The sequence below is a fragment of the Mycobacterium sp. NGS56 genome (assembly GCF_059812425.1).
Window position 1 is genome coordinate 26,382 of the sequence record NZ_JCALCQ010000019.1, and the last position, 22,448, is coordinate 48,829.

The 22,448-nt window shown below is 60.9% G+C and carries 17 protein-coding genes; 8 read left to right on the forward strand and 9 right to left on the reverse strand.

Annotated elements, in window-relative coordinates; genetic code table 11:
• Positions 1–64 precede the first annotated feature (64 nt).
• Positions 65–1,084 carry a putative sugar O-methyltransferase gene (locus tag AC5Y4F_RS25840; RefSeq protein ID WP_499999425.1) on the reverse strand — a complete coding sequence of 340 codons (1,020 nt, stop codon included), beginning with the start codon at positions 1,082–1,084 and terminating at the stop codon, positions 65–67.
• Positions 1,085–1,345: 261 nt separating this feature from the next.
• Positions 1,346–2,167 (reverse strand): class I SAM-dependent methyltransferase, encoded by an 822-nt coding sequence (locus AC5Y4F_RS25845; RefSeq protein ID WP_499999427.1) that lies wholly within the window; start codon positions 2,165–2,167, stop codon positions 1,346–1,348.
• A 514-nt stretch (positions 2,168–2,681) separates the two neighbouring features.
• On the opposite strand from AC5Y4F_RS25845, the gene AC5Y4F_RS25850 reads away from it, so the two are divergent.
• The 4 genes from AC5Y4F_RS25850 (at position 2,682) to AC5Y4F_RS25865 (ending at position 7,845) form a co-directional block, all read left to right on the forward strand.
• Entirely contained in the window at positions 2,682–4,196 is a 1,515-nt protein-coding gene (locus AC5Y4F_RS25850; RefSeq protein WP_067933334.1) for an MFS transporter, read from the forward strand.
• A 577-nt stretch (positions 4,197–4,773) separates the two neighbouring features.
• Positions 4,774–5,730: a glycosyltransferase gene (locus tag AC5Y4F_RS25855; protein ID WP_499999430.1), complete on the forward strand. Its 957-nt coding sequence runs from the start codon at positions 4,774–4,776 to the stop codon at positions 5,728–5,730.
• The gene (locus AC5Y4F_RS25860) at positions 5,723–6,934 is read left to right on the forward strand and encodes an ATP-grasp domain-containing protein (protein WP_499999432.1); all 1,212 of its coding nucleotides are present in this window, start codon (positions 5,723–5,725) and stop codon (positions 6,932–6,934) included. Before AC5Y4F_RS25855 ends, AC5Y4F_RS25860 begins: the two co-directional genes overlap by 8 nt.
• Before the next feature lie 167 nt (positions 6,935–7,101).
• The gene (locus tag AC5Y4F_RS25865) at positions 7,102–7,845 is read left to right on the forward strand and encodes a class I SAM-dependent methyltransferase (RefSeq protein WP_067933337.1); all 744 of its coding nucleotides are present in this window, start codon (positions 7,102–7,104) and stop codon (positions 7,843–7,845) included.
• Between the two features lie 290 nt (positions 7,846–8,135).
• On the opposite strand, the gene AC5Y4F_RS25870 is transcribed toward AC5Y4F_RS25865, so the two are convergent.
• The 5 genes from AC5Y4F_RS25870 to AC5Y4F_RS25890 all read right to left on the reverse strand — a co-directional run bounded on the left by AC5Y4F_RS25870 (position 8,136) and on the right by AC5Y4F_RS25890 (position 13,890).
• The gene (locus AC5Y4F_RS25870) at positions 8,136–8,789 is read right to left on the reverse strand and encodes a class I SAM-dependent methyltransferase (RefSeq protein WP_499999434.1); all 654 of its coding nucleotides are present in this window, start codon (positions 8,787–8,789) and stop codon (positions 8,136–8,138) included.
• Positions 8,790–8,791: 2 nt separating this feature from the next.
• Entirely contained in the window at positions 8,792–9,622 is an 831-nt protein-coding gene (locus AC5Y4F_RS25875; protein WP_499999436.1) for a class I SAM-dependent methyltransferase, read from the reverse strand.
• Positions 9,619–10,785, reverse strand: a complete 1,167-nt coding sequence (gene rffA, locus AC5Y4F_RS25880) for a dTDP-4-amino-4,6-dideoxygalactose transaminase (protein WP_197520527.1) — start codon at positions 10,783–10,785, stop codon at positions 9,619–9,621. Before rffA ends, AC5Y4F_RS25875 begins: the two co-directional genes overlap by 4 nt.
• 439 nt (positions 10,786–11,224) lie before the next feature.
• Entirely contained in the window at positions 11,225–11,917 is a 693-nt protein-coding gene (locus AC5Y4F_RS25885; RefSeq protein ID WP_067933436.1) for a WbqC family protein, read from the reverse strand.
• A gap of 437 nt (positions 11,918–12,354) precedes the next feature.
• Positions 12,355–13,890 (reverse strand): glycosyltransferase 87 family protein, encoded by a 1,536-nt coding sequence (locus tag AC5Y4F_RS25890; protein WP_082947559.1) that lies wholly within the window; start codon positions 13,888–13,890, stop codon positions 12,355–12,357.
• Positions 13,891–14,587: 697 nt separating this feature from the next.
• Here AC5Y4F_RS25890 and AC5Y4F_RS25895 point away from each other — a divergent pair.
• Positions 14,588–17,200 carry an NAD-dependent epimerase/dehydratase family protein gene (locus AC5Y4F_RS25895; RefSeq protein WP_499999441.1) on the forward strand — a complete coding sequence of 871 codons (2,613 nt, stop codon included), beginning with the start codon at positions 14,588–14,590 and terminating at the stop codon, positions 17,198–17,200.
• Positions 17,201–17,260: 60 nt separating this feature from the next.
• Here AC5Y4F_RS25895 and AC5Y4F_RS25900 read toward each other — a convergent pair whose 3' ends face one another.
• On the reverse strand, positions 17,261–18,868 hold the full coding sequence (locus AC5Y4F_RS25900; RefSeq protein WP_499999443.1) for a pyruvate, phosphate dikinase: 1,608 nt from the start codon (positions 18,866–18,868) through the stop codon (positions 17,261–17,263).
• Positions 18,869–19,159: 291 nt separating this feature from the next.
• On the opposite strand from AC5Y4F_RS25900, the gene AC5Y4F_RS25905 reads away from it, so the two are divergent.
• From AC5Y4F_RS25905 to AC5Y4F_RS25915, 3 genes are all read left to right on the forward strand, one after another.
• Positions 19,160–19,717 (forward strand): sugar 3,4-ketoisomerase, encoded by a 558-nt coding sequence (locus tag AC5Y4F_RS25905; protein WP_082947555.1) that lies wholly within the window; start codon positions 19,160–19,162, stop codon positions 19,715–19,717.
• Complete coding sequence (locus tag AC5Y4F_RS25910; RefSeq protein WP_067933373.1) at positions 19,714–20,148, forward strand: sugar 3,4-ketoisomerase; 435 nt, start codon at positions 19,714–19,716, stop codon at positions 20,146–20,148. Before AC5Y4F_RS25905 ends, AC5Y4F_RS25910 begins: the two co-directional genes overlap by 4 nt.
• 130 nt (positions 20,149–20,278) lie before the next feature.
• Entirely contained in the window at positions 20,279–21,397 is a 1,119-nt protein-coding gene (locus tag AC5Y4F_RS25915; RefSeq protein ID WP_067933374.1) for a DegT/DnrJ/EryC1/StrS family aminotransferase, read from the forward strand.
• Positions 21,398–21,481: 84 nt separating this feature from the next.
• Here the strand turns inward: AC5Y4F_RS25915 and AC5Y4F_RS25920 are convergent, their stop codons facing one another.
• The gene (locus AC5Y4F_RS25920; RefSeq protein ID WP_067933375.1) at positions 21,482–22,408 is read right to left on the reverse strand and encodes a glycosyltransferase; all 927 of its coding nucleotides are present in this window, start codon (positions 22,406–22,408) and stop codon (positions 21,482–21,484) included.
• Positions 22,409–22,448: the final 40 nt, after the last annotated feature.

Consider the following 22,448-nt stretch of genomic DNA (forward strand, 5'->3'; position numbering starts at 1 on the left):
GTGTTGTGCGGTTCAGCCGGCGCTGAGAGGTTTCTCGCCACAGCGCGTCCCCCGTCGACGCCGATCAGGCAGCGCGAAAGAGGTAATACCACTTGGGCGAAACACCAAATTTCTGCACCTCTGGGTTTCCGTACTTCGGCTCGACATGACACAACCGGTATCCATGCTGTTCGAGTAGCGGACTGAAATCGGTGCCGTCGACCATCCTTACGGCTTTTTCGCCTTCGATGCTCATGTTAGGAACGATGAAAAGGTATTCGACCTTCAGCTCTGCGCATCGGGAAACCCAGTAATCGACAGCCTCCGTTGAGCATTCGGAGAAGCTGTGGATGTTGACCGCCAGGTCGATCGTTCCAGGGGTGAGATCTCGTTGATCGTCGAACGGGACGACACGCGCGCGTGCGGCGCCCTTTTGCCGCAGATAATACTCGGAAAGAAAAGTCGACTCCGGGATAGCGTCGATGCAAAAATAGGTATCGATGTTGCTCAGCGCGGTCACCGCCCGGTAGGCAAGCCTGCCGTATCCTGCGCCGATATCGAGCACCTTCAGGTTCGGCCGTTTCGAGATCTGTAGCACACGCTCCAGGAAGAGTAACTCAGAGACTGAATCCAACAGGTCGCGGCTGACGAGTCTCTGGTTGCCACTCTGGTCCACATCGCCTGTCGGGAATGTAAACACACCGTAGTCACCGTCTTCGGTAAAGGTGTCCAGAAGCCCAAGCGTGTCAATCGTTTTCAAATAAAAGTATGTCAGGACATATTTTTCGGGTGTGTTCTTGTCCCTGAACTGGAAAACGTAGGCATTGTCTCCCCGGAAGTAGAGCAGATCGTCCGCCGAGACATAACCGGCACGCCAAACCGGCGACCTGCGGATGACGTCCTGAACGCCGCCATAGCGCTGACGTAGCGCCTCAAGCTCCGGATTCGTCGCGCAGAGGGTGGCGCGGTCATCGGGGACGATGCCCCGGCCGGAGTGGCCCCTCCGGCGACGACGCCACGACTCTGCTCGCTCCCGCGCGCCGTTGATCGGCTGCCGCGCTTGGAACGCGATCAACCACCTCAGCGCCTCGACGCGCTGTTGCAACGAGTGATTTTCCCTCACCATGCTCCCGTCACCGCTTTGTCTCCCGCCACATCATGGCGCCCAGCGAAAGGCACTGGGGCACAAAATACAAAATCACTGCAGCGCCGCGCCGTCGGGGCGCTGCCAGTTGCGGCCGGGCCGACCTCGGCGACCCATCACGACATCTATCACTGTTGGGGCCTCCGCGCTGCTGGAAGGCCTTGACCTGCGGGGTCGCTGGGTGGCGATTGGGATTCGTGCCCCGGGCGCGTGGACCGGAGCTCAGTTCTGAAGTGGAATGGCGTGATCGGTAAACTTCACCTTTTTCTGCAGGATAATTTGTTGGAAGTTGACGCTCAGAATATCGTAGTCTTTAGCGTGATAGTCCATGAAAGAATTGATCGCCCACCAGGGATTGGCGCGCGCCCGCGGATAGAAAGGGCCCACAAAGTCGTCAAAGATTAAAATTCCTCCTTGCTTCAAGAGGCGCCACGCCGTAATACCATCGGTTAAAACATCGTCGGCGAAATGCGATCCATCCACATAAATCACATCGAATTCTTGCTGTTCATCAAGTAGCTGTGGCAACACCTGCAGCGAAGACCCCCTTCGCTTCGTCAGCCGCGTCGCACACGCGGCAACATTGCCGTCGAAACGCGTTTCAAGGTCGTGACGGTCCGGCGTGGCATCGTACCGGTAACCCTCGGTTTCGCCGGACCAGGTATCTACGGCGGTTAAATGCCCGTTCGTAAAATACGTGAGAAGAAAGAGGCTGGAACGTCCTTCCCATGACCCGATTTCAAGGATCCGGACGGGCTCCTTGCGAGTAAAGACTTTCGAAAAAGTCACAGACCAGGGCACAATATTCATATCGAGCCAAAATTCCTTGAACTCGCCCTGCGCTGCCTGCGCCTGAAATAATTCGCGAACCTTGGCTACCTGCTTTGCCTGGTCCGATAGCACGCCTGTACCGACCAAAAGATATCGCAGATTGTCTGCAAGATAGTGCCGCAGCACAGAAGGCCGTCCACTTCCAAGCCTTACCAAAAATGCAAAGTAGGAGGTTAACAAACGGATTTTGGTTGTGTTTGTCAGTCCGTCCATGTTTCTAGCCTTTTTGACAAGGTCGATCAGTCTTGTCGTCGGCTCGATCCGTGCAGTTAATCCATGCACCACTTCAGCAAGTCGCTGACCAGGGTCTATGGATGCTAGCAGGGCCAGTCACCGGGGTGGGAGATGCTTTGCGTCATTGACCGCGCAGCAACACCCTGTTCAACGTGTGGTGGTTCGATGGCCCCGTCGCTCAGGTGGGCCCTGTATCCGCAGCCTCCTTCCGGACATCGAGCGGAGCACCTACCGCTAGCTGGCGACTTGCGGCCGGGATGCGGCGTGTAGGCCTTCGCATGTGGCCCTGGGCCCGAGCAATGCGGAGGTGAACGATTGGAGCGAGTCCCAAGTGGGTGTTCACAATAAGGCTTATCGCACCGAAAGTTTCATCCAGACGGTTTACGGCTAATAGTTCCCGAGGTTGCTGTAGCGTAACGTCCCGTGCCAGCTCAGACGATGGAGGCTGGCACGACTCCACTAGATGACACCAGACCTGGAATGAGCCTCCGCGATGCCCGTCAAACCGACCACGCTAGGCCGAACGAGCAACGAGTCCACGACGTCGCTTTGGTCTCGCCGGTTTATCGCCGCAATCATCGCGATCGGCGGCATGGAGTTGATGGCGATGATGGATGGCTCCATCGGGGTCGTGGCGCTTCCTAAGATCCAGAACGAGCTGGGCCTGTCCAATGCCGCGCTGAGCTGGGTTATCACCGCCTACATCCTGGCATTTGGCGGCTTGATGTTGCTGGGCGGCCGCCTCGGTGACACCATCGGGCGCAAGCGGACTTTTATCATCGGGCTCGCACTGTTCACCATCGCATCAACGGTGTGCGGCATCGCCTGGGATGCGACCAGCCTCGTCGTGGCCCGACTGCTGCAGGGCGTGGCCGCGGCGATCGCCACACCGACCGGTTTCGCGCTGGCCGCGACCACGTTCCCGAAGGGACCGCCGCGTAACGCAGCGGTGGCGGGGCTGGCTGTAATGAGCGCCATCAGCGCCGTCACAAGCCTGGTGGTGGGCGGGCTGATCGCGCAGGTGTCATGGCGCCTGGTGTATTTGATCAACCTGCCGATCGGGCTGGTAGTGCTCTGCCTGGCCGTCAGCGCGTTGACGGAAACCCAGAAGGAGCGGAAGAAGCTCGATGTCACCGGGGCCGCGCTGGCCACGTTGATGTGTACCGCCGCGGTTTTCGGGGTCTCGATGGCACCGGAGGCCGGCTGGCTGTCGGTTCCGACGATCGGTTCCGCTCTGGTGGCCCTGGGCGCTTTTGTGGCGTTCGCCGTGGTGGAGCGGACCGCCGAAAACCCGATCGTGCCGTTCGACCTGTTCTTCGACCGCAATCGCCTGGCCACGTTCGCGGCCATCTTTCTGGCCGGCGGCGTGCTGTTCACCCTGACCGTTGAGGTCGCCCTGTACGTGCAGAACATCATGGGTTACGACGGTCTGCACGTGGGCGTCTACTTCATCCCGTTCGCCGTTGCGGCGGCCGTCGGGTCGGGCCTGGCATCGCGGCTGGTGACGCGGTACCCGCCGCGAGTGCTGGTGTTCGCCGGCGGCATCCCGGTGCTGGGGGCGATGCTCTACGGCTCGACGCTCCACCGCGGCCTTCCATTCTTCCCGCATCTGATGGTGCCGCTCATCTTTGCTGCAATCGGGATCGGGATTGTCAACGTCCCACTCTCCCTGTCGGTGATCGCCAGCGTCGGTGTCGACCGGATCGGGCCCACAACCGCGATCGCAATGATGCTGCAGGCTCTGGGCGGGCCACTGGTGCTTGCTTTTATCCAGGTAGTCATCATGTCGCGCACGCGGGCCCTGGGCGGTACCAACGGGCCGGTGAATTCCATGAACCCCGCTCAACTGCACGCGCTGGACCAGGGCTACACCTTCGGCATGCTGTGGCTGGCGGGGGTGGCCCTGGTGTTCGGTGTGGTGGCGCTGTTCATCGGCTACTCGGCGCGGCAGGTTGCGCACGCGCAAGATGTCAAGAAAGCCTTCGACGCCGGGGACCTAGAGCTCTAATACCCCAGGACAGAACATTTCTTCCACGGCGGGCTTGATCGCGGCAACTTCTCTCGGGCGGCCAGCGATATCGGGTGGCAGGCGACGCCAGGTCAAGCGGCTACTCGCGAAACCGGGTGCGGCGCAGTCAATAACACGGTGGCGAGCCGCACGAACAGGACCGGCCGTGGCAGAGCCCGCCCCCCGGCCGATCTCGCCGCTGGCGCTAGCGAAACAGGCGGCCGCCTAAAGACATCTGGCTTGGTCTGTATGCGCGTTCCTTCCGTAGTCGGCCGGTTGCTGCTTTAAACTCGCTCTGACCATAGGGGGCATTTCCACCCTTCAGGTCGGGACCAGAAACCGGAAAGCGGTGAGGGGGGAGGCCGATGCAGGTGCCAGACGTGGGCAACAAGAAGTTACCCACGGGTGAGGCTATCGACAAGACCATCGGCCAGGCCAAGCAAGACAATTCCGCTGAAGGGCATCAGTCGCTCGCAGTGGCAGCTCGCGTGCGTGCAAGCACGAGTGAAAGTGCACGCCAACGCAACGGGCTGGCAAACTGGTATGTAGATCTCTCGGCCCGCCTCCACCCGCTTCGATGACTGCTTCTTCTGAGTCCGAACCCCAAACACAACGCAAGGTCAGCGTTGTCATCCCCGCATATCGGTCTGCGCAATCGCTTCCGGTGCTGCTGCAGCAGCTGTTTGAAATCGAGGAAGCAAACGGCTGGGAAATGCAGGTCGTCGCAGTGGACGATGCCAGTCCGGACGACACATGGGCGGCTATGAAAAGGGCAAAAGCGACGTACGGGTCCAAGCTTCGTATTGCGCGTGCCCTCACAAATGGGGGACAACACCGGGCTATTCAGGCCGGATTATCCTTGGCAACCGGGGACATCGTGGTAACGATGGACGATGATCTTCAGCATCGGGCGGCGGACGTCACCAATCTAGTGGAAGCTGTGTGCTCAGGATACGATCTTGCGATCGGCAGCTACTCCCATAAAAATCACAATCCGATGCGCAATACCGCGGGCACGCTTGTTGATTCGCTAATAAAGCGCCTCTTTAATCTGCCGCGCTCGTTCGAGCTCACCAGTTTTCGTGCGATGAAACGCTCGGTCGCGGAAGGTGCGGTTAGACAGGCCAGCGACCGACCATACATAACCGCAATGTTGCTGGCTAATTCCGCAAACCGAGTGAATATCCCGGTCGTCCATGAACCGCGAGCGCACGGAACTTCGAATTACACGCTGGGCAAGAGCGTGTCCCTCGCGGCGAGTCTGATCTTTTCGTACTCGGCCTATCCGATCGTGTTCGTCGCTACCCTCTGCGCTGTAGCCTTCGGTTTTTCTACTGTCCTAGCGATAGGAACAGTGTGGAACGCGCTTGCTCAAAACGTCAGTGTCCCCGGTTGGGCGAGCCTGATCGTGGTCACGACCTTTTTTAACGGGCTCATCCTGCTGGCGCTCTTGGTATTCGGAATCTACCTCTCTCGGATTTACCTAACGGTCGTCTCGGGCCGGCTCAGCAATCGACTCGCCGAAATTGAGTAGCTGGTTTATGCCTAAACCTCAGACACTGTTGGTGCTCGGCGCCTCCACGTATCAATGCCACCTCATCCACCGGGCCAGACAAAGAGGCATACGAGTTGTCGTAGTCGATGCATACGCGGACAACCCCGGACATGGGATTGCTGACGAGTCACACGTCGTCAGCACTACAGAATTAAACGACGTCCTGCGCATCGCCAAGGATTCGGAAATCGATGGAATCATCTCACCCGCAACGGATGTCGCCGTCACCACCCAGGCCATCGTAGCGGACGAGCTGGGATTATTTGGACCGCGCCCTTCAGCGGCGCGTATTCTTACCAGCAAATCAGCGTTCTTCGACTACTCACGCGAACTCGGCTTTGCCGTCCCCCAGTTTGACTGTCTGACCTCTTACGCTCCATCAGAGGTCTATCTGCCGCCTTCTCCGGTTTGCGTTGTCAAACCAGACGACTCGTCGGGCAGCAAGGGGGTCACGCTGGTCAGCGACCCGGCACGCTTGACATCCGCCATCGAGCTTGCGTTACACCACTCCTCGTCAGGGCGGGCCCTGGTACAGCATTACGAAGCCGGTTTCCAGGGAACCGTGGAAGGGTGCCTTCTCAACGGAGAGATCGCTTTCTCCTTCGTTACAGCGAGACACATTCCTGCGCCGCCGGTGCTCGCCACCGCAGGGCATACCATTCCTTCTGGTCTCTCTCCAGACCAAACCGAGCGAGTTCTCGACGACGTACAAAAGCTCCTCACATCTCTGTCTATCTTTGATACGGTGTTCGACGCCGATTTCGTCTGGAGCGGCGATGAGCCCAAATTTCTGGAGCTCACTCCAAGGTTGGGGGGGAACTCTTTGAGCCAGCTTGCCCTCTACCATTGCAATTTGTCCTTGGAGGACCTCGCGATTGATCTCGCACTCACCGGTACGGCGTCCATCACCGAGCAGCAGCCGTACGCCGGCACCTCGAAAGTTGTGCTTCTGCACTCACGCAAAGGAGGACGACTGGAATACGATCCGGGTCGGCTACCCGCCGCTGGAAAGGTCGAGGGCGTCAAACGCATTGTCCTCGACTGGGATCCCGGAAAGATGGTTTCCCCTTTCATGAACGGGCGTCATCGATTCGGCGAGATCATCGCGCAGGGGATGACAACAGAGGCCGCTGACGCGGCTATAGAGCAGGCATGTACAACACTTGACCTGCGGATCATGTGAATGCGAAATCGCAAAAGGTCAGCGATCATGACTGCGTTGACCTCACCCAAAGATTAGGATCAATTCCGGCGAGCGGGCTTACCGAGGCGCGGTGCAGCCACCTTGGTCGAGACAGTCGCCGCCGCCGATCCCGATCTTTCGCACACGAAGTGCCAAAGGAGGATTGTATGTGGAAGAAGATCGCACGGCGGATCGCCGTCGGAAGCAACGGGTTCGACGTTGCCTACTGGCGCGAGCGCGCCGACGATCCTGGCACGATGAGCGTGATGTGGCACAACCGTGTCTTCAACGATCTCGTCGACCGTGACGAGTGGTCCATCATCGAGGCGACACTGCCCGAACAGCGAGGCGCGGTTCTCGACCTCGGCTGCGGCACCGGGCGGGTCGCAGAGCGGCTCGCCGCGCGGTTCGACAGCTACACGGGCGTCGATCTCGACACCATGGTCGCCGAGGCGGGGCGCAGGTTCCCCGCGCTCGCATCGTCATTCGTGGCAGCCACCGTTGCGGACTACGAATATCCGCCCGAACGATTCGACTTTATCCTTTCTCTCGGCTGCGTCTCCACGGCGTGCACGACGGCGACGCTTCCCGATGTCGCAAGCAAGATTGCCCGAGCTCTGAAGCCACGCGGACGCGTCACGCTGATCGAACCGTTCCACACGGGGCGGCTGCTCACGCGTGGCTGCAAAATGAAGCCGGCGGAGGTCGCCGCCCTCTTCACCTCGCTGGGTCTACGTCAGCTGTATCGCGGCGGGCTCCTCTGCTTCCCCGCGCGGATGGTACTTGCCGAGCCCGTGTTCGAGCGTTTCCCAGGGGTGACACGCACCGTCTATGAGTCGAGCGAGCGGCTTACGCAACGGTTTCCCTCTCTGCTCGCCGACTACACCGTCCTCTCACTCGAAAAGCCCTGACTGGGGCAGCCTCGCTGCGCTCACGGTTGGGACTGCCCTGCCGGGATGCGTAAAAAGGCCGCAAAGGGCTCGCGCACATACTTGCCTTGGGATCCGCACAGGATGCCGACGGCGGCCTCGATTAACCCGAGCGCAGGCGGACAACGAGGACGTCAGCGGTTGGGACGCGTGAGCAAACTCCCACACGCGGATAGTGCCAGGTCGAGCCAACGTTGGAGTGACGGGTTGCGCGCGCAGGCACGGTCGAGATCCGCAGCTGGTAGCGGGTTTAGCAGCCGCGCAATCGGTGTCTAGCTGGGATCGCTGCCCGCCGAGTTCTCGATGGGCGACATCCGCGCCGTCATGAAGAAATAGGTGTAGGGCGGAAACACCTGCGCGACGACCGTGCCGTGCACATCGCCGAACGCGCTGCGCGCCAATGCCTCATAACCGGCCGGCGAGCGCACATGCCGACCACGATCAAGACTGATGAACAACCGCGCGATCGGATTCTGCCGCTCGACAAACACATTATCGACCGTGATCACGCGCCCATCGGGTTTAACAACTTGCCGTAACAGCGCGAACAATTGGCTCGCCTGCGCATCGTCCATGTGGTGCAACACCCCCGAAACGATGGCGATATCAACAGGGGCCAGCACGCGCGCCTGCTCGGGCCCAAAAAAACCTTCATAAAATGTCCCACGGTCCCCAAAAGTTCTGCGCGCCTTCGCCACATAGGCAGCATTAGGCTCCCAGCCGACATACTCCACCTCCGGCAGGTACGCCAGCAGATCCGAGGGCCCACAACCTATATCCAGCACACGATCCCCCGGCTGAGCACGCACGAAATCCTGCGCAAAGCGGCGCCACCCGCTGTCGGCCCCCATCGCACGCTGCACCACTTTGTACAACGTCGGATGCCGCAAAGCCGCATAAAGGCCGTGGGTACGTTCGCTCGCCATGCTCAATCCTTAACGCAGACCGCAAGACAACTCGTGCCGAATGCAATAGTGCCCCCCGCCAAGATCCGCCGCGCCTCGACACCAAGCAGCCCGTCGATACTGCCCACTGAAAACCCCTGCCGCACATGCTCTGCGGAGTACAGCTCGGCATCAGCCTGTCGCCGCACACCCAACAGACTGGGCAACGTCCTGAGCAGAAAAACCACAGGCACCAGCGGAGCAAAAAAATAGGTGGCGTATAACGGCCTGAACCCATTAGCGGTCACGACCTGCCGCAAGCTGCGCACCGTATAACGGCGAAAATGCCCCACCGCGACATCGTAGCTAGAGTGCAAAAAGGCATAGGCCGGCACCGTCAAGAACAGCAACCCGCCTGGGCGCAACAACTCATGAACCCGCCGCAGCGCATCGGCCTCATCCTCGATGTGCTCGAGCACGTCGAACATACCGGCGGCGCTGATGCTGCCCGCAGCCATGCCACTGTCCTCCAACCGCGCACAGATCACCGGTTCGACGCCGCGCGCCTTGGCCGCGAGTGCACCGTCAATGCTCGGTTCCATTAGCGCGCAAGGGATTCCGGCCTCGGTTAGTCCCTTCGCGACATATCCGTTGCCGCCGCCGATATCGAGCAGGACCCCGGCAGGCGTGAAGCGGCGCACCACGCTTGCGATGCAACGGTTGCGGTGCCGGAACCAAAAGGAGCGATCCTCGACCTGCAGGCAGGTCGCATTGGCGTGCTCGGGATACGACACCGGCTCCTGGCGATCGGCAAACCAGATGCCGTCCGCGCCCCGTTCAAGGCCAGGGGCAACGCTGGCAAGGTCCAGCATCATGCGAAATGCATCCGCCGCGAGTGATGGGTTTGGTAGAAGTCCAACACCAGACCAGCCACCTCTTCTACCTCCTGGTCGGTGAGATCGAAATACATTGGTAGCCTTACCAATCGAGCGCTGACCTCGTCGGTCCTCGGCAAGTGCCTCTGTGGCACGTCGAGCGACTGCGCGAATGGCGACGAATGCAGCGGCACGTAATGGAACACCGCAAGGACGCCCGCCGCCCGCAGATGGTCGATGAGCGCCGTCCGCTCCCCGATGTCGGCAGTCAAGACATAAAACATGTGGTAGTTGGGGGTACAGTGCGGCGGCGCAACGGGAATCCGGATCAAGCCGCGCTGCACCAGCGGAGCCAAAATGGCGGCGTAACGGGCGAATATCTCGCCACGCCGCCTGGTTATCTTTTCCATGTTCTCGAGCTGGCCCATCAGAAACGCGGCAAGCATATCGGAAGGGAGGTAGGAGGAGCCGACGTCCACCCAGGTGTACTTGTCAACTTGGCCGCGCAAGAACTGGCTACGGTTGGTGCCTTTTTCGCGCAGAATTTCCGCACGCTGTTCTATGGCCGGATCGTTGATGACGAGCGCGCCGCCTTCGCCGCAAGAAAAATTCTTGGTCTCGTGGAAGCTGTAACAACCGAGGTGACCGATCGTGCCCAGCCAACGATCCTTGTAGCGGGCGTAGACGCCTTGAGCGGCGTCCTCCACGACCAACAGATTATGGCGGCCAGCAATGTCCATGATGGCGTCCATCTCGCACGCGACGCCCGCGTAGTGGATGGGGAATATGGCGCGCGTACGCGCAGTGATCGCCTGCTCGATCAGGCGCTCATCGATGTTGTGCGTATCGGGCCTGACGTCCACGAACACCGGTTTGGCACCACGCAGCACAAAGGCGTTGGCCGTGGAGACGAATGTGTAGGAGGGGACGATCACCTCGTCACCCGGCCGCAAGTCGCATAGCAGCGCAGCCAGTTCGAGCGCCGCGGTACAGGACGTGGTCAGCAGCACCCGCCGCGCGCCGAAGGCTTTCTCCAGCAAGGCCTGGGCACTCTTGGTGAAGGGCCCGTCACCGCTAGCATGCCCACCCGCGACTGCCTGGCCGACGTATGTCAGCTCGGACCCGACGACGGAGGGCTTGTTGAACGGGATGCGGATCGTCATCACGTGCCTTTGTATCGCAATCCGCTGCTAACCGCAGCAACTTCCCCCATGTTCTGCTGACGTAAAACCAGAACCCAAGGCCCGAATGACCTGGTGAGATACATGTTCGGCCGCGACGCGCCTTGGGAGCCTGCATCGCGATTGGCCCGATTGCGCGAAAGTCAAGCACTGTCGGAGTCGGAGAGGTTTCCACCGGCCGTGGCCCGCGCCGAGCCGTGCCCTCGGATGAGGACACCCGCGGTATGGCAGATCGACCGGGCAGATGACGTCTGCGAGCTCGAATCCGAGCAACACCAACAACTTCAACGCGCTGAGATCATCCTGCGCCGCTATTGCGGCGTGATACTCGGCACGCCTCGCGCTGGCCGGTGCACTCCACCGCGATGCGACGGCTGAATCGCCATGTCCCTCGACGACAAAGCTTGGAGACGAGGAGAATCTAACTCGGACAATACTTCAAATAACGTGGAGCTTTTTCTCCAACGTTGAAAAGGAGATCCAGAACTGACACCGCCGGCTCGAACGCTCCCCATAATTGCGTATAGTCGAGGTACCCGTCATAGTCGAACCAATTGACCCGAATTCCACTGTCGTCGAACAATTGCTCTTCGAGATAGGAGCGGGCCGCGGGGCCAGAGACATAATCCGTTGCCCCGGCCTGGCGGCAGAGGTGGACCAGCCTCTCTGTCTTACCACCCGATAATTCATAATCCCACGAGTTTGTCAAGCGGGTGACAATACCGAGATAGCCACAAATGGCTTCCAAAAGACGCCGGTTGAGCTGTGAAAGATTTGTGTACCGTTCTTCGAGGTAGATAGGCGCGAGCCAATCAGCTATCTCTACGAAGTACGGAGCCGGACGATAGTTATATTCTAGTGTTCGCCAGTGTTTCTTCGCCCAGTGGGTTGAGTGGATCTGTGTCTCACGGATCGTCTGCTGGAGGCTGTTCACGTGCACAGGGACAGTCACCCACTGCACGCCCTTTCTGGTTTTGATCCGGTTTCTGTTCCGCCAATCATTCTTCGTATATTGCACATCGTCATAGATTATGAACTCATCAACGGATGCGATCAGATCAAAGTATCCACGCCAGGGGACATAATTCGACTGCAGGATCGCGACACGCTTCAATGAGGCACCCCCCTGAAACGGAAACGTATACATCCAAGCAGGCCGCACACGGCTGGACGGCACTGCACACACGCACAATACGCCGTTTTGACGTCAGTGTAAAACATCGACACGCTGGAACTTCGCGCTGGCCATCCCCCCAATCACGCCAGCGGCTACGAGCGGTTCGGGCAGCGGATATTCTGGCCGGTAGATTTTCGGAAATTGGATATCCCGACCGAATACAACGTGATTCCTGAGAATTGGCTGTCAATACTGCTTTAGGCCGTCGCGGGGTAAGGACGCGAACAACACCGAGCCGAAAGCAGATACAGGAGAGACCTGCATCGAGGCGAATCGGGGGCGTTTGCCATGCACGCGGCGGCATACGCTAGTCAAAACTCTCCACGCCTCGCGTTAGCGCCGGCAGCCTTCCTATCGCAAGAACTCTCGGCTGATTACGCCGAACTTTGTTCGGACTGCGTCATCAGCTCGAATGTCGATGAGGAGGTACCGCCATCGGTATCCGGGAGATCTCGTCGAGTCGGCTGGCGCGTATCGTCAACTGCCGGAGCCGGTTTGCGCGTGTAGGAGACGACGATCACCACGCAAGCGATCAACCACAGGATCGGCGTCAAAGGCACTGTCGTCAAAACGATTTGTGTGGTACCGATAACCCCCCGCGCCCCCCACTGTCCCCAGATCGGTATCGGGACCGGCTGGCCGGGTATCGCAACCTGAGCGATGCTGAGCGCCACGGCCAAACTCACCCAGATGCCCACCGTACGACGACCGTCACCGTGAAGTGCAAGCCGGTCGAATAATCCAGTCACGGGCGGCCCGTTGGGATCTCGGACAACGAGTGCAGCGACTGGCAACACGAATATTAGGTAGTAAAGCATCGCCACAGAGGGAGACAGTGTGGCGGTCGCCAGCAGCACAATGCCCGCCATCACTGGCGGGATGCGCCGCCCCAACGCCAGCACACATAGCACGACCAAGATCAGCAAGGCATAGCCGATCACCGACCGCGGACCGGCCAAATAGCCCTCCGGTAGCTTGCCCCCTGTTTGAGCACCCTTTACGGCATCCGGGATCAACAAGAGCGCTCTGCCGAACGACACATTCTTCACATCGGTGAGCCCCCCGAACGAAGTAGCGAAGTGGGACAGGTTATGGATCGACTGGGAGATTGTCTGCGGAAAGTCACGCGGCCATAACAGGTAGGCGGCCAGGTTGGCGACCACGACCCCGACAACGGCAGCACCGCCCCACCGCCATTGCCGCGCCGCTAACAACGCCACCACCAAGGCGGCGAACTGAGGCTTGACCATCGCGGCCAACACCACCATGAGCGCAACAACGCCCCACCGCTCTCGACGCAACGCCACCAAGAACACCAACGCGATCGGCACCACAAACCCCGCCGAATTGCCCCGATCGATCACCGCCCACGCCGGGACGGCCGCAACCCCCAGCGCCACAAAAACCACCACCCGCTCCAGCCCACGTGTCCCCCGCGCCGCCCACAGCGCCGGCGAAAAAACCGCCACCGTCAGCGCAAGCAGATAACTGATCAACCCCAGTCTGGGGACGCCCAGCCATTTCGCGGGAAGCGCGAACAACATATGCGGCAGCCATCCGGCCGCCGGGTACTCGAGCTGCACCGGCTGGTAATCCGGGGGGAGGAACTGTTGGTAGGCCCAGGGATTGGGCTGCATTCCAGCACCCACGACCATCGCGTAGTCACCGAAGCAGTGCCGCCCGATATTCATGCCCCAATCCAGCCAGCAGTCTTGGGGGATCCACAACAAAGAGGACAACACATCGACCGAGGCGCACTGGACAAGGATGTAGCCAGTGCCCACTGACACCGCCGACACCAGCAGGATGGCGCCCAGCATCAAAGTGCGTTCGGATTGGCAGGTGAGTGCCCGGCGCCGCTCCCGCATCGCAGCGACCCCACCGCGCACCACCCCAAGAGGTCGAATCATCCGCATCGTCCTCCCTCCTTCGGCAAGACGCTAACAGGAGCAAACGGGTCGCAACGGGCCTTGCCCGAAAAGGTGGCAGCAACTCCGGTGCAGGGCGGTTTGCTGAGCCAATTGATCATCACGGCCACATCCTTGACACGGTGCTAAACGGCACCAGTCTGGTGACGCAAGCTGGCCAGGTGGGCCGGATGGCGCGCTGAGCGGGCTCCGCTCGCAGGCCGATCTCGCCGGGCCATTGCTGCTACTTCATCTCCGCGCTCGACTTGCTCGAAAGCCGAGTGCCCATCAACGATTCCGTCTGGGTGAGTTGCCGGCTGGAACGACGATCCAGATGCCGGGCCAACCACGTGGAATCTATTGGATACGGCCGGCGGGCCGCCGCGGCAACGCATCAGATGCATGTTGATTCTTATCAGCGGACCGAATAACAGCGGCTCCCCGCGCGCGTCTGCAACGGTGTCGGCAGCAGCAATAAGTAGTCGATGCCACCGTCGGTCGGCCCCAGCCCAGCGAATACGCCCGACGCAGCGCGGCCGCGGCGGGACCGAAAACACGCAGCCATCGCTGCCGCTCGTTCGTCGTGGTGCGCCGAATTGTCCGAAGCGGGAAACATGCCTTATTCCGTCGGCGACAATGCAGCGGAGTACGGCGGCCTGGTGATCGGTATCCTGCCGGTTCCACGATGGCTGGAGGTGAGATGTCGGGAAGAGTTCTGGTCACCGGAGGCACCGGCGCGACCGGCGCGGCAACCGTCAAATGGCTGCGGCGAATGGGAGCAGACGTCGTCGTGTTGGCCCGGCGCCCGCCGGCGGTACCGGTAGTCGACGTGACCTATGTGGTTGCGGACATCCAGGATTCAGAAGGGGTGTCGCGCGCGCTGGCGGGTTGCGATGCGGTAGCCCATTTCGCCTGGACTCCCGCAGCAATGTGGAGCGCCAAGGGCACTGAGGGTATCGACATCGGCGGTACCACCAACGTGCTGCGCGCGATGGCCGACCACGACTGCCGCAGGATGGTGTTCGCCTCCTCGCTCACCGTCTACGGCGGCCGCCCTGACCATCCACAGCCGTTCACCGAGGACGAGACACCGCAACCCGCGGCCTCACTTTCCTATGAGCGCAACAAGGTGCGAGCGGAGGAGATGATCGCCGAGTCCGGCGTCGCGGCGGTCATCGTGCGGCCCACCGTGATTGTCGGGCGTTCGGCCTGGAGCGCGCGGGCGAATATCTTCCGCCAGCCCGTAATCGTCACTCCTGGCCGTGACGCGCGCATGCAGTTGGTCCATGTCGACGACGTCGGCCGGTTCATTGCATCCGCGGCGTTAGGCGGGCCCACCGGAACCGTCAATCTCAACGCCGATGATGCACTGACCTTCACCGAGATCGCCGACATCATCGGACGGCGCGTCGTGAATCCCGGCAAGGGGTTCACCCGACTGCTGGCCAACTCGATCGGCAGGGCCGAGACCTACGAGTTCATGCCAGACGTCATCGAGTTGTTGACGCATTACCCGCTTGGTGACACATGCAACCTTCGTGAAACGTTCGGCTTCACCTGCGCCTACAGCTCGGCCGAGGCCGTGGCCGACATGACCGACTGGTCCTCGACCGTGTGGACGGTGGGTGCACGCTCGGTCCGCAAGCCCAGCCGGTTGGCCCCGACGGTCGTCCACCCGCGCCAAACGTCTGGCTCCGACGGGAACGCGGTGCGGATCGTACCGCCGGAGTACACAGGCGAGTTCGATAACGTTACCGGCGATCCAGCCTTCCCGGAGTGGAGTGCGGCGAATGTCGCCGAGGCGTTTCCGGGTCCGATGACACCCTTCTCACTCGGTCTGGCGACTCGCGTGATGTTCAGTGCGGCAAGCCTATTCGAGCAACTCTTCCCGCTCGAGCCGGACCTGGCGACCTTGGTCAACACCAAGAAAGTGGGTTCCATCGGGCATCGGATTTACAACAACGTAACGGTGATGAAGGAATTGGCAAAAGCCATTCCCGGCCAGACACCCGAAAGCTTCGATCATCACATCAACGGCACCCCGTTGCCCGAGGGGTACCGGGGGGTCGCCATGTCCGCCGCCGAGGCACTCACCGGCGTCCGCGCAGCAGTCAAGGCCGGCCCCCAATTCGCCGGTCTAAGTAGCGAGCTCTCAGAAATGGAGCGCCGGGCCCTGCGGCTGATCGCTCACCGCCCAGACCTGCGGACCCTCACCGATCAGAAACTGCTGGCCCGCATCGAGTTGGCCAGCGACATGGTGGTCCGAACGTGGGACATCAACCTGACCGAAACGTTCATGGTCATTCTCCTAACGAATGTCATCGCGCAGCGTTACGGGGATGACGTTGCGATGAACCTGCGCACCGAGAATCTGCGCAGCACCACCCTGCTCGGCGGGGTGCTCGAACTCGCCGAAATCGTGGCGGCGGATGACGGTCTGCGCCGATTGATCGAAGACAGCCCTAGCGAAACGGTGCTGGACAGACTACGCGGCAACGCACCGGCATTCGCCGCCAAGTTCGACCATCTGCTGGCCGAATGCGGGCACCGCGGACCGGGCGAGACAGAATTGAGTAATCCCGTCTACATCGACGCCCCGGAGCTTTTCCTTCGCTCGGTGATGGGTAGCATCCGCACTGGCCGTGCCGCCCAGGGGGTTTCAGTACCGACAACGTTGGGTAAGGTTTTGGTTCGCCTCGCTGGCGCTGCCATCGGGCGACGGGAGCGTGGGCGCGACGTGTGCATGCGCATCGCCTATGAGCTCCGACTCGCGCTGCGCGAATGGGGACGGCGACTGGTCGAACGCGGGACGCTGGAGTCCGCCGACGACGTGCACTATCTTGCGGTTGAGGAAGCCTACTATCCGCCTGCAGATTCCCCGGATCGAGTGGCCAGACGTCGGGCCGAACGAAAGCGCCTCGCGGAATTGGAATTTCCGATCCACTTCCGCCATCCGTGGAGACCGGCCGCCCAAGTTGCCGTCGATGACGAGCAAGTTATCAGTGGGCTTGCCGTCTCGCCAGGCGTAGCTCGAGGCAGAGCACGCATCATGGCGGAGGCCGACGACGACTTCGAACCCGGAGAGGTTCTGGTCACCAATGTCACCGACACCGGGTGGACGCCCTTCTTCGGCTGCGCCGCCGCAGTGGTCACTAACATCGGCGACATGTTGTCGCATGCGGCGATCGTGGCCCGCGAGTTCGGGGTACCCGCCGTCGTCAACACACTGATCGCGACCCAACGGCTCAAAGATGGCCAATTGGTTGAGGTCGACGGCACGGCTGGCACGGTCCGTATCATCGACGAAAGCTAACCAGCGGTGTAGGGATCCGCGGTGATCGACGCGACTTCATCTGCAGCGCAGCCGATTACGTCACGTGTCACTACGCGTCGAGTCGTTGATCCCAAGGGCAATCAGCATGATGGGCAGAGGGGTACTCGACACCACGTCCGTATGCCCCTCGGCCATCGCCGCACGGATTTCATCCTTGGTCGAGCTGTCCAGGCGCGGATGGTCACCAGCGGTGTGGGCGCGCAGTGGACTGTGCTTGCGCGCGAGCTCCGCGAGTTCTATAAGTTCCGGCGAGTCGACTTCAGACCAAGCGCTGACCTCCAAAATTCCTTCGCGCACTTCACCTTCGGTGCCGTCAATCGTGACCAACTTGCCCGACAGCCGTGCGGCGACACCGGTACCACACCCCACCACGGATGGACGACCAAGCTCACGGCTGACGACTGCGGCGTGGCTGGTGGCGCCACCGATCTCGGTGACGATGCCGCGCGCCGCGATCATCCCCTGGATGTCGTCGGGGCTGGTTGTCGGGCGAACGAGGATGACATCTTCGTAGCCGGCCGCGTCGATGGCGTCATCGACGTCGGTGTAGGCCATACCGGTCGCAACTCCTGGGCAGCAGGGCAAGCCTTTGGCGAGCAGCGGCGCGGCCAGACGGGCCTCCGGCTGTAGCGTCGGTAGCAACAGCGTCCGCACATGCTCGGGCGTGACCCTGCGTAGGGTCTCGGCCTCGCCGATAAGACCCTCGTGCCGCAACGCCAAGGCGACCCGCACCGCGGCTTGCGCTGAACGTTTGGCAGTCCGTGTCTGCAGCAGCCACAGCCGGCCTTTTTCCACCGTGAATTCGATGTCCTGGACATCTCCGGCAAGCTTTTCGAGTTTTTTCGCTGCGGCCGTCAACTCGCCGTAGACGGCGGGTTGCTCGTCGCGCAAGGCAGTTAGGCTTTCGACGTCGGACGTGCCTGATACGACGTCATCACCCTGGCCGCACTTGAGCCACTCCCCGAAAGCCTCGTCGACTCCGGTAATCGGGTTGCGCGAGAAGAGCACTCCCGTGCCCGAGTCATCGTCCATGTTGCCGAACACCATGGCCTGCACGACAACTGCGGTACCGCTGAGGTCGTCGAGACCATGGTGACTGCGATAGGTTCGTGCACGATCACTGTTCCACGAGCCAAACACCGCTTCAATCGCACCCCGAAGTTGATCGTAAGGATCGTCGGGGACGGCAACATCGTCGACGGAGACGATGCGCCGATATATCTCGCGGCATCGGCGCCGGGTGTCCGCGGCAAAACGCGCACCATGTAATTCGGCCAGCGCCTTCTCGACCTCGTCATTGATCCCGAGATCCAAAACGGTATCCAGCATCCCCGGCATGGACTGCGCTGCACTGCTTCGCACGCTCACAAGCAGCGGACGCGGCCCGTGCCCGAAAGTACGCCCAGTCAGGACTTGCAGGTAGGCGATCTTGTCGCGAACGTGGTCACGCAGCACCTCATCGACCGCGGGTCCGGGTTCGGCGAACCAGGCGGCGCATACGTCAGCCGTTACGCAGAATGCAGGCGGGACGGGCAAGCCGTTCTTGCGCATCGCGTTGATGCCGTAGCCCTTATTGCCAAGGAGCTCGCGGGGCAGATTCGTGCTGCCATCGAGCACTACGACCCGCGGATTGCCGGTGTCTCGCATGTCCGCCCCCAGCGGTTCCTCGGTCAGGGCCGGCCACCCTGTGTCGCGGAAAGAGCAAGAGTGGAGCCTAAACGTACAGACATACTCGGTACCACCTCTCAGTTTGTCGCACACCTCGCGAGGTTGGCGCCGATGATTCGGCCCAGACCATCCCTCGCCCGCGCACACTCAACGCGGTCACAGTGTCCCCAGTACACGGTTTAGCAAATTCTATGAATAGATTGTGGCGGGAGGGAGTTATACGTATCATCCCAGCACGACTTGGTATTCGGTGTGCGGGGTACGGTGCAAATGGCTTCGAGCGGCAAAAGACTGCTACTCGGGCGGAGCTTGGGGGCCAGCTCACGTTGTGGCGCGCCCCCGGCCACCTCCCCGAAGCCACCTCTAGCGCGGGGCGTCGGCCGGCAGACGGACGTCACACCGATCGCGTCGCCTCTGGCCAATGGTCATGAACCTAGGCTGATCGACCTGCCCAGAATTGAGGACCCTCGAGGAAATTTGACATTCATCGAAGCGGGTAGGCACACGCCGTTCGGGGTAGACCGAGCATTTTGGATCTATGACGTTCCGGGCGGCTCGATGCGAGGAGGGCACGCGTACCGATCAGTCCACGAGTGCATCCTGGCGCTGTCCGGGAGCTTCGACGTCGTGCTGGACGACAGTTCACGCAGAAGCCGCTACACGTTGAATCGTTCCTACCATGCCTTGTTGGTTCCGAATCTCGTCTGGCGGGAGATGACCAACTTCTCTACGAATGCGGTGGCCCTCGTCCTCGCCTCCAGCCCCTTAGCACCAGACGATTACGTGCATGACTACGAAGAATTCTTGCGACTCAAGAGGGCGAAATGAGTCGCATCGACGACTGCAGACTGGTCCATCTTGAGAAGTTCGAGAGCGATCAAGGGAACCTGACTCCGCTCCATGGTGAGAGTCACGTTCCCTTCGCGATCAAGAGGGTCTACTACATGTACGACCTTCCCGGTGGATCCGAGCGCGGCGGGCACGCGCACCGGTCGCTCCAACAATTGATAGTGGCTGCCACGGGATCGTTCGCGGTGACTCTCGACGATGGGTGGAGTCGACGAACCGTTTCCCTCGACCGTTCCTACTATGGCCTGTACCTACCGACGATGATCTGGCGGGAGCTCACGGGTTTTTGCACGGGAGCCATTTGCCTGGTGTTCGCCTCGCTGCCCTATGACGAAGACGACTACATTCGTGACTATCACGAGTTCCTGACGACGGTCCGCAGCCCAACCAACAGCGGCCTCGATAACTGACTGGCTGATCAGCTTTGCCGGGGTTTTGGCACCTCTGACGGCCGATGACGCGAAGCCGGCCAGGGTTCGCCGGACTGCATCGTGCTGGATTAATCGTGGGAAATCATAGGTCCTGGCTCGGAGGGCGACAATGACCAATCCTCCCAATGCGGTGCCCTTTCTGGACGTCCAGGCCGCCACGCGGGAGATCGAAGCGCCCGTTCAGGAAGCCGTTCACCGAGTCGTGCGCAGCGGCCGCTACGTGGGGGGTGAAGAAACAGCAGCATTCGAGGGGGAGTTCGCTGCTTTCACCGGCGCGAAGCATGCGGTGGGAGTGGGCAGTGGCTTGGACGCGATTGGCCTGGCGCTGCGGGCGCTCGGCATCCGCCCCGGTGACGAGGTCGTCGTGCCAACGAACACCTTCATTGCGACCTGGCTCGCGGTAGCGCACATCGGTGCTCGTCCGGTAGCGGTGGAGCCGATCGATGGTCAGTGGACCCTTGATCCCGCTCGGGTGTCAGAAGCTATTACTCCCCGAACTCGCGCCCTCGTTCCGGTACACCTCTTCGGTCAACCCGCTGACCTTGATGAGCTTTTGGAGGTGGCGAAACGACATGGGCTGGTGGTCGTGGAGGATGCCGCACAGGCCCACGGGGCGCGCTACAACGGCCGTCGCGTCGGTGCTCATGCCCACGCGGTGGCATGGAGCTTCTATCCCGCCAAAAACCTGGGTGCTTTCGGTGACGGGGGCGCGGTGACCACCGACGACGCCGGTGTCGCTGCCCGCGTTCGTTCCCTCGGCAACTACGGAACCAGCCAGAAGTACGTGCACGACCTTCCCGGGATGAACTCCCGACTCGATGAGATTCAGTCGGCGGTATTGCGTGTCAAATTGCAACATCTTGACAGCTGGAACGCTCGGCGAAGAACCATCGCAAACCGCTACGCCGAACAACTCGCCGATATCCCGGGTCTACATCTGCCGGATACCGCGCCGAGCCGCGAACACGTGTGGCACCTGTACGTCGTCGACCATGCGTCGCGCGATGAACTGCAGAAGCACCTGGCTACCAACGGGATCCGAACATTGGTGCACTATCCGATCCCCCCGCACCTGTCGGGTGCGTTTGCCTCACTTGGACTGACCGAGGGCACGTTCCCCATCGCAGAGCGGGCGGCGCGAACCCACCTCAGCCTGCCCATAGGTCCCCATCTATCGGAGGAAAACGTCACTCGAGTGATCGATGCCTGTCGCTCGTTTCGCCCATAACCAGGCAAGGTCGACTGTTTGTGAAAGTTGTTGGAGATCGGGATGTTTGGAATGCATTCGGTAATGGGGCCTTTCGGTCAACGTTCAATAGACCTCATCCACCACAGCTTCCGGTCGTGTGGTGACTTCGTCGAAAATCCGCCAGACATACTCCCCGATGATGCCCAGAATGATTATCACCACGCCCAGCAAGAAGCTGATCAGGGCAACCAGGGTGGGGAACCCTGCAACGCCTCGGTGGCCGCCGAAGATCGCATCGACCACTATGTAGAGGCCGTAGGCGAACGACAGCAGCGCGACGAGGAAGCCCGTCAGCGAGATGAAGCGGATGGGTAACACCGAGAAGCCAAGGATCGAGTCGAAGAAGTAGGTCAGCTTCTTGCCGAACGTCCAGCGTGACTTGCCGTGTTGCCGCTTCCGTCGCTGGTAAGGAACAGTCGCCGGTTTGTAGCCCAACCAGTGTGCGAGCAGTTCGGTGTTGACGTTCTTGCTGCTGTCGCGAATGTGTGGCACCAGCGCCGCGTCCATCAATAAGATGTCGATACCGCCTTTTGGGTAGTCCTTGCTGATCACCCTCCTCACCAGCCAGTGATAAATGCCGGCGAAGAATGTGGTCAGCGGCGGATCGACCCGGCTTTGCCGCAGCGCAATCACGAACTTTGACCCCGCCAGCCATTGATCGGTCATCTTGACTACGAGTTCCGGCGGGTCTTGCAGGTCGGCCGCCAGCCACATTGTGCAGTCGCCGGTGACATAGTTGAGCCCGACCTTGGAGGAATGTATCGCGCCAAAGTTCCGTGTCAGCTTGATCACTCGGGTATCCGGACGCTGCTGTTTGATCTTCATCAACTCGATCATCGACTCGTCACCCGAACCATCGTCGACGAAGATCAGTTCCATGCCGCAGTCGCGCTCGTGGAGTTCCCTCTCGACTTCTCGCAGTTCGGCGAACAGGAGCGGCAGCGATTGGGCGTTGTAGTAGACCGGAACCACGACCGAGACCGTTTTCATGGCTTCTCCTTCAGCGGCCGGCCCACCGGCGGGGTGTCGA

Coding starts and splice junctions, on each gene's coding strand:
- AC5Y4F_RS25845 (WP_499999427.1), bottom strand. CDS start 2,167: ATGGACGGACTGACAAACACAACCAAAATCCGTTTGTTAACCTCCTAC.
- AC5Y4F_RS25850 (WP_067933334.1), top strand. CDS start 2,682: ATGCCCGTCAAACCGACCACGCTAGGCCGAACGAGCAACGAGTCCACG.
- AC5Y4F_RS25855 (WP_499999430.1), top strand. CDS start 4,774: ATGACTGCTTCTTCTGAGTCCGAACCCCAAACACAACGCAAGGTCAGC.
- AC5Y4F_RS25865 (WP_067933337.1), top strand. CDS start 7,102: ATGTGGAAGAAGATCGCACGGCGGATCGCCGTCGGAAGCAACGGGTTC.
- AC5Y4F_RS25870 (WP_499999434.1), bottom strand. CDS start 8,789: ATGGCGAGCGAACGTACCCACGGCCTTTATGCGGCTTTGCGGCATCCG.
- AC5Y4F_RS25875 (WP_499999436.1), bottom strand. CDS start 9,622: ATGATGCTGGACCTTGCCAGCGTTGCCCCTGGCCTTGAACGGGGCGCG.
- rffA (WP_197520527.1), bottom strand. CDS start 10,785: ATGACGATCCGCATCCCGTTCAACAAGCCCTCCGTCGTCGGGTCCGAG.
- AC5Y4F_RS25890 (WP_082947559.1), bottom strand. CDS start 13,890: ATGATTCGACCTCTTGGGGTGGTGCGCGGTGGGGTCGCTGCGATGCGG.
- AC5Y4F_RS25895 (WP_499999441.1), top strand. CDS start 14,588: ATGTCGGGAAGAGTTCTGGTCACCGGAGGCACCGGCGCGACCGGCGCG.
- AC5Y4F_RS25900 (WP_499999443.1), bottom strand. CDS start 18,868: ATGCGAGACACCGGCAATCCGCGGGTCGTAGTGCTCGATGGCAGCACG.
- AC5Y4F_RS25905 (WP_082947555.1), top strand. CDS start 19,160: ATGGCTTCGAGCGGCAAAAGACTGCTACTCGGGCGGAGCTTGGGGGCC.
- AC5Y4F_RS25910 (WP_067933373.1), top strand. CDS start 19,714: ATGAGTCGCATCGACGACTGCAGACTGGTCCATCTTGAGAAGTTCGAG.
- AC5Y4F_RS25915 (WP_067933374.1), top strand. CDS start 20,279: ATGACCAATCCTCCCAATGCGGTGCCCTTTCTGGACGTCCAGGCCGCC.
- AC5Y4F_RS25920 (WP_067933375.1), bottom strand. CDS start 22,408: ATGAAAACGGTCTCGGTCGTGGTTCCGGTCTACTACAACGCCCAATCG.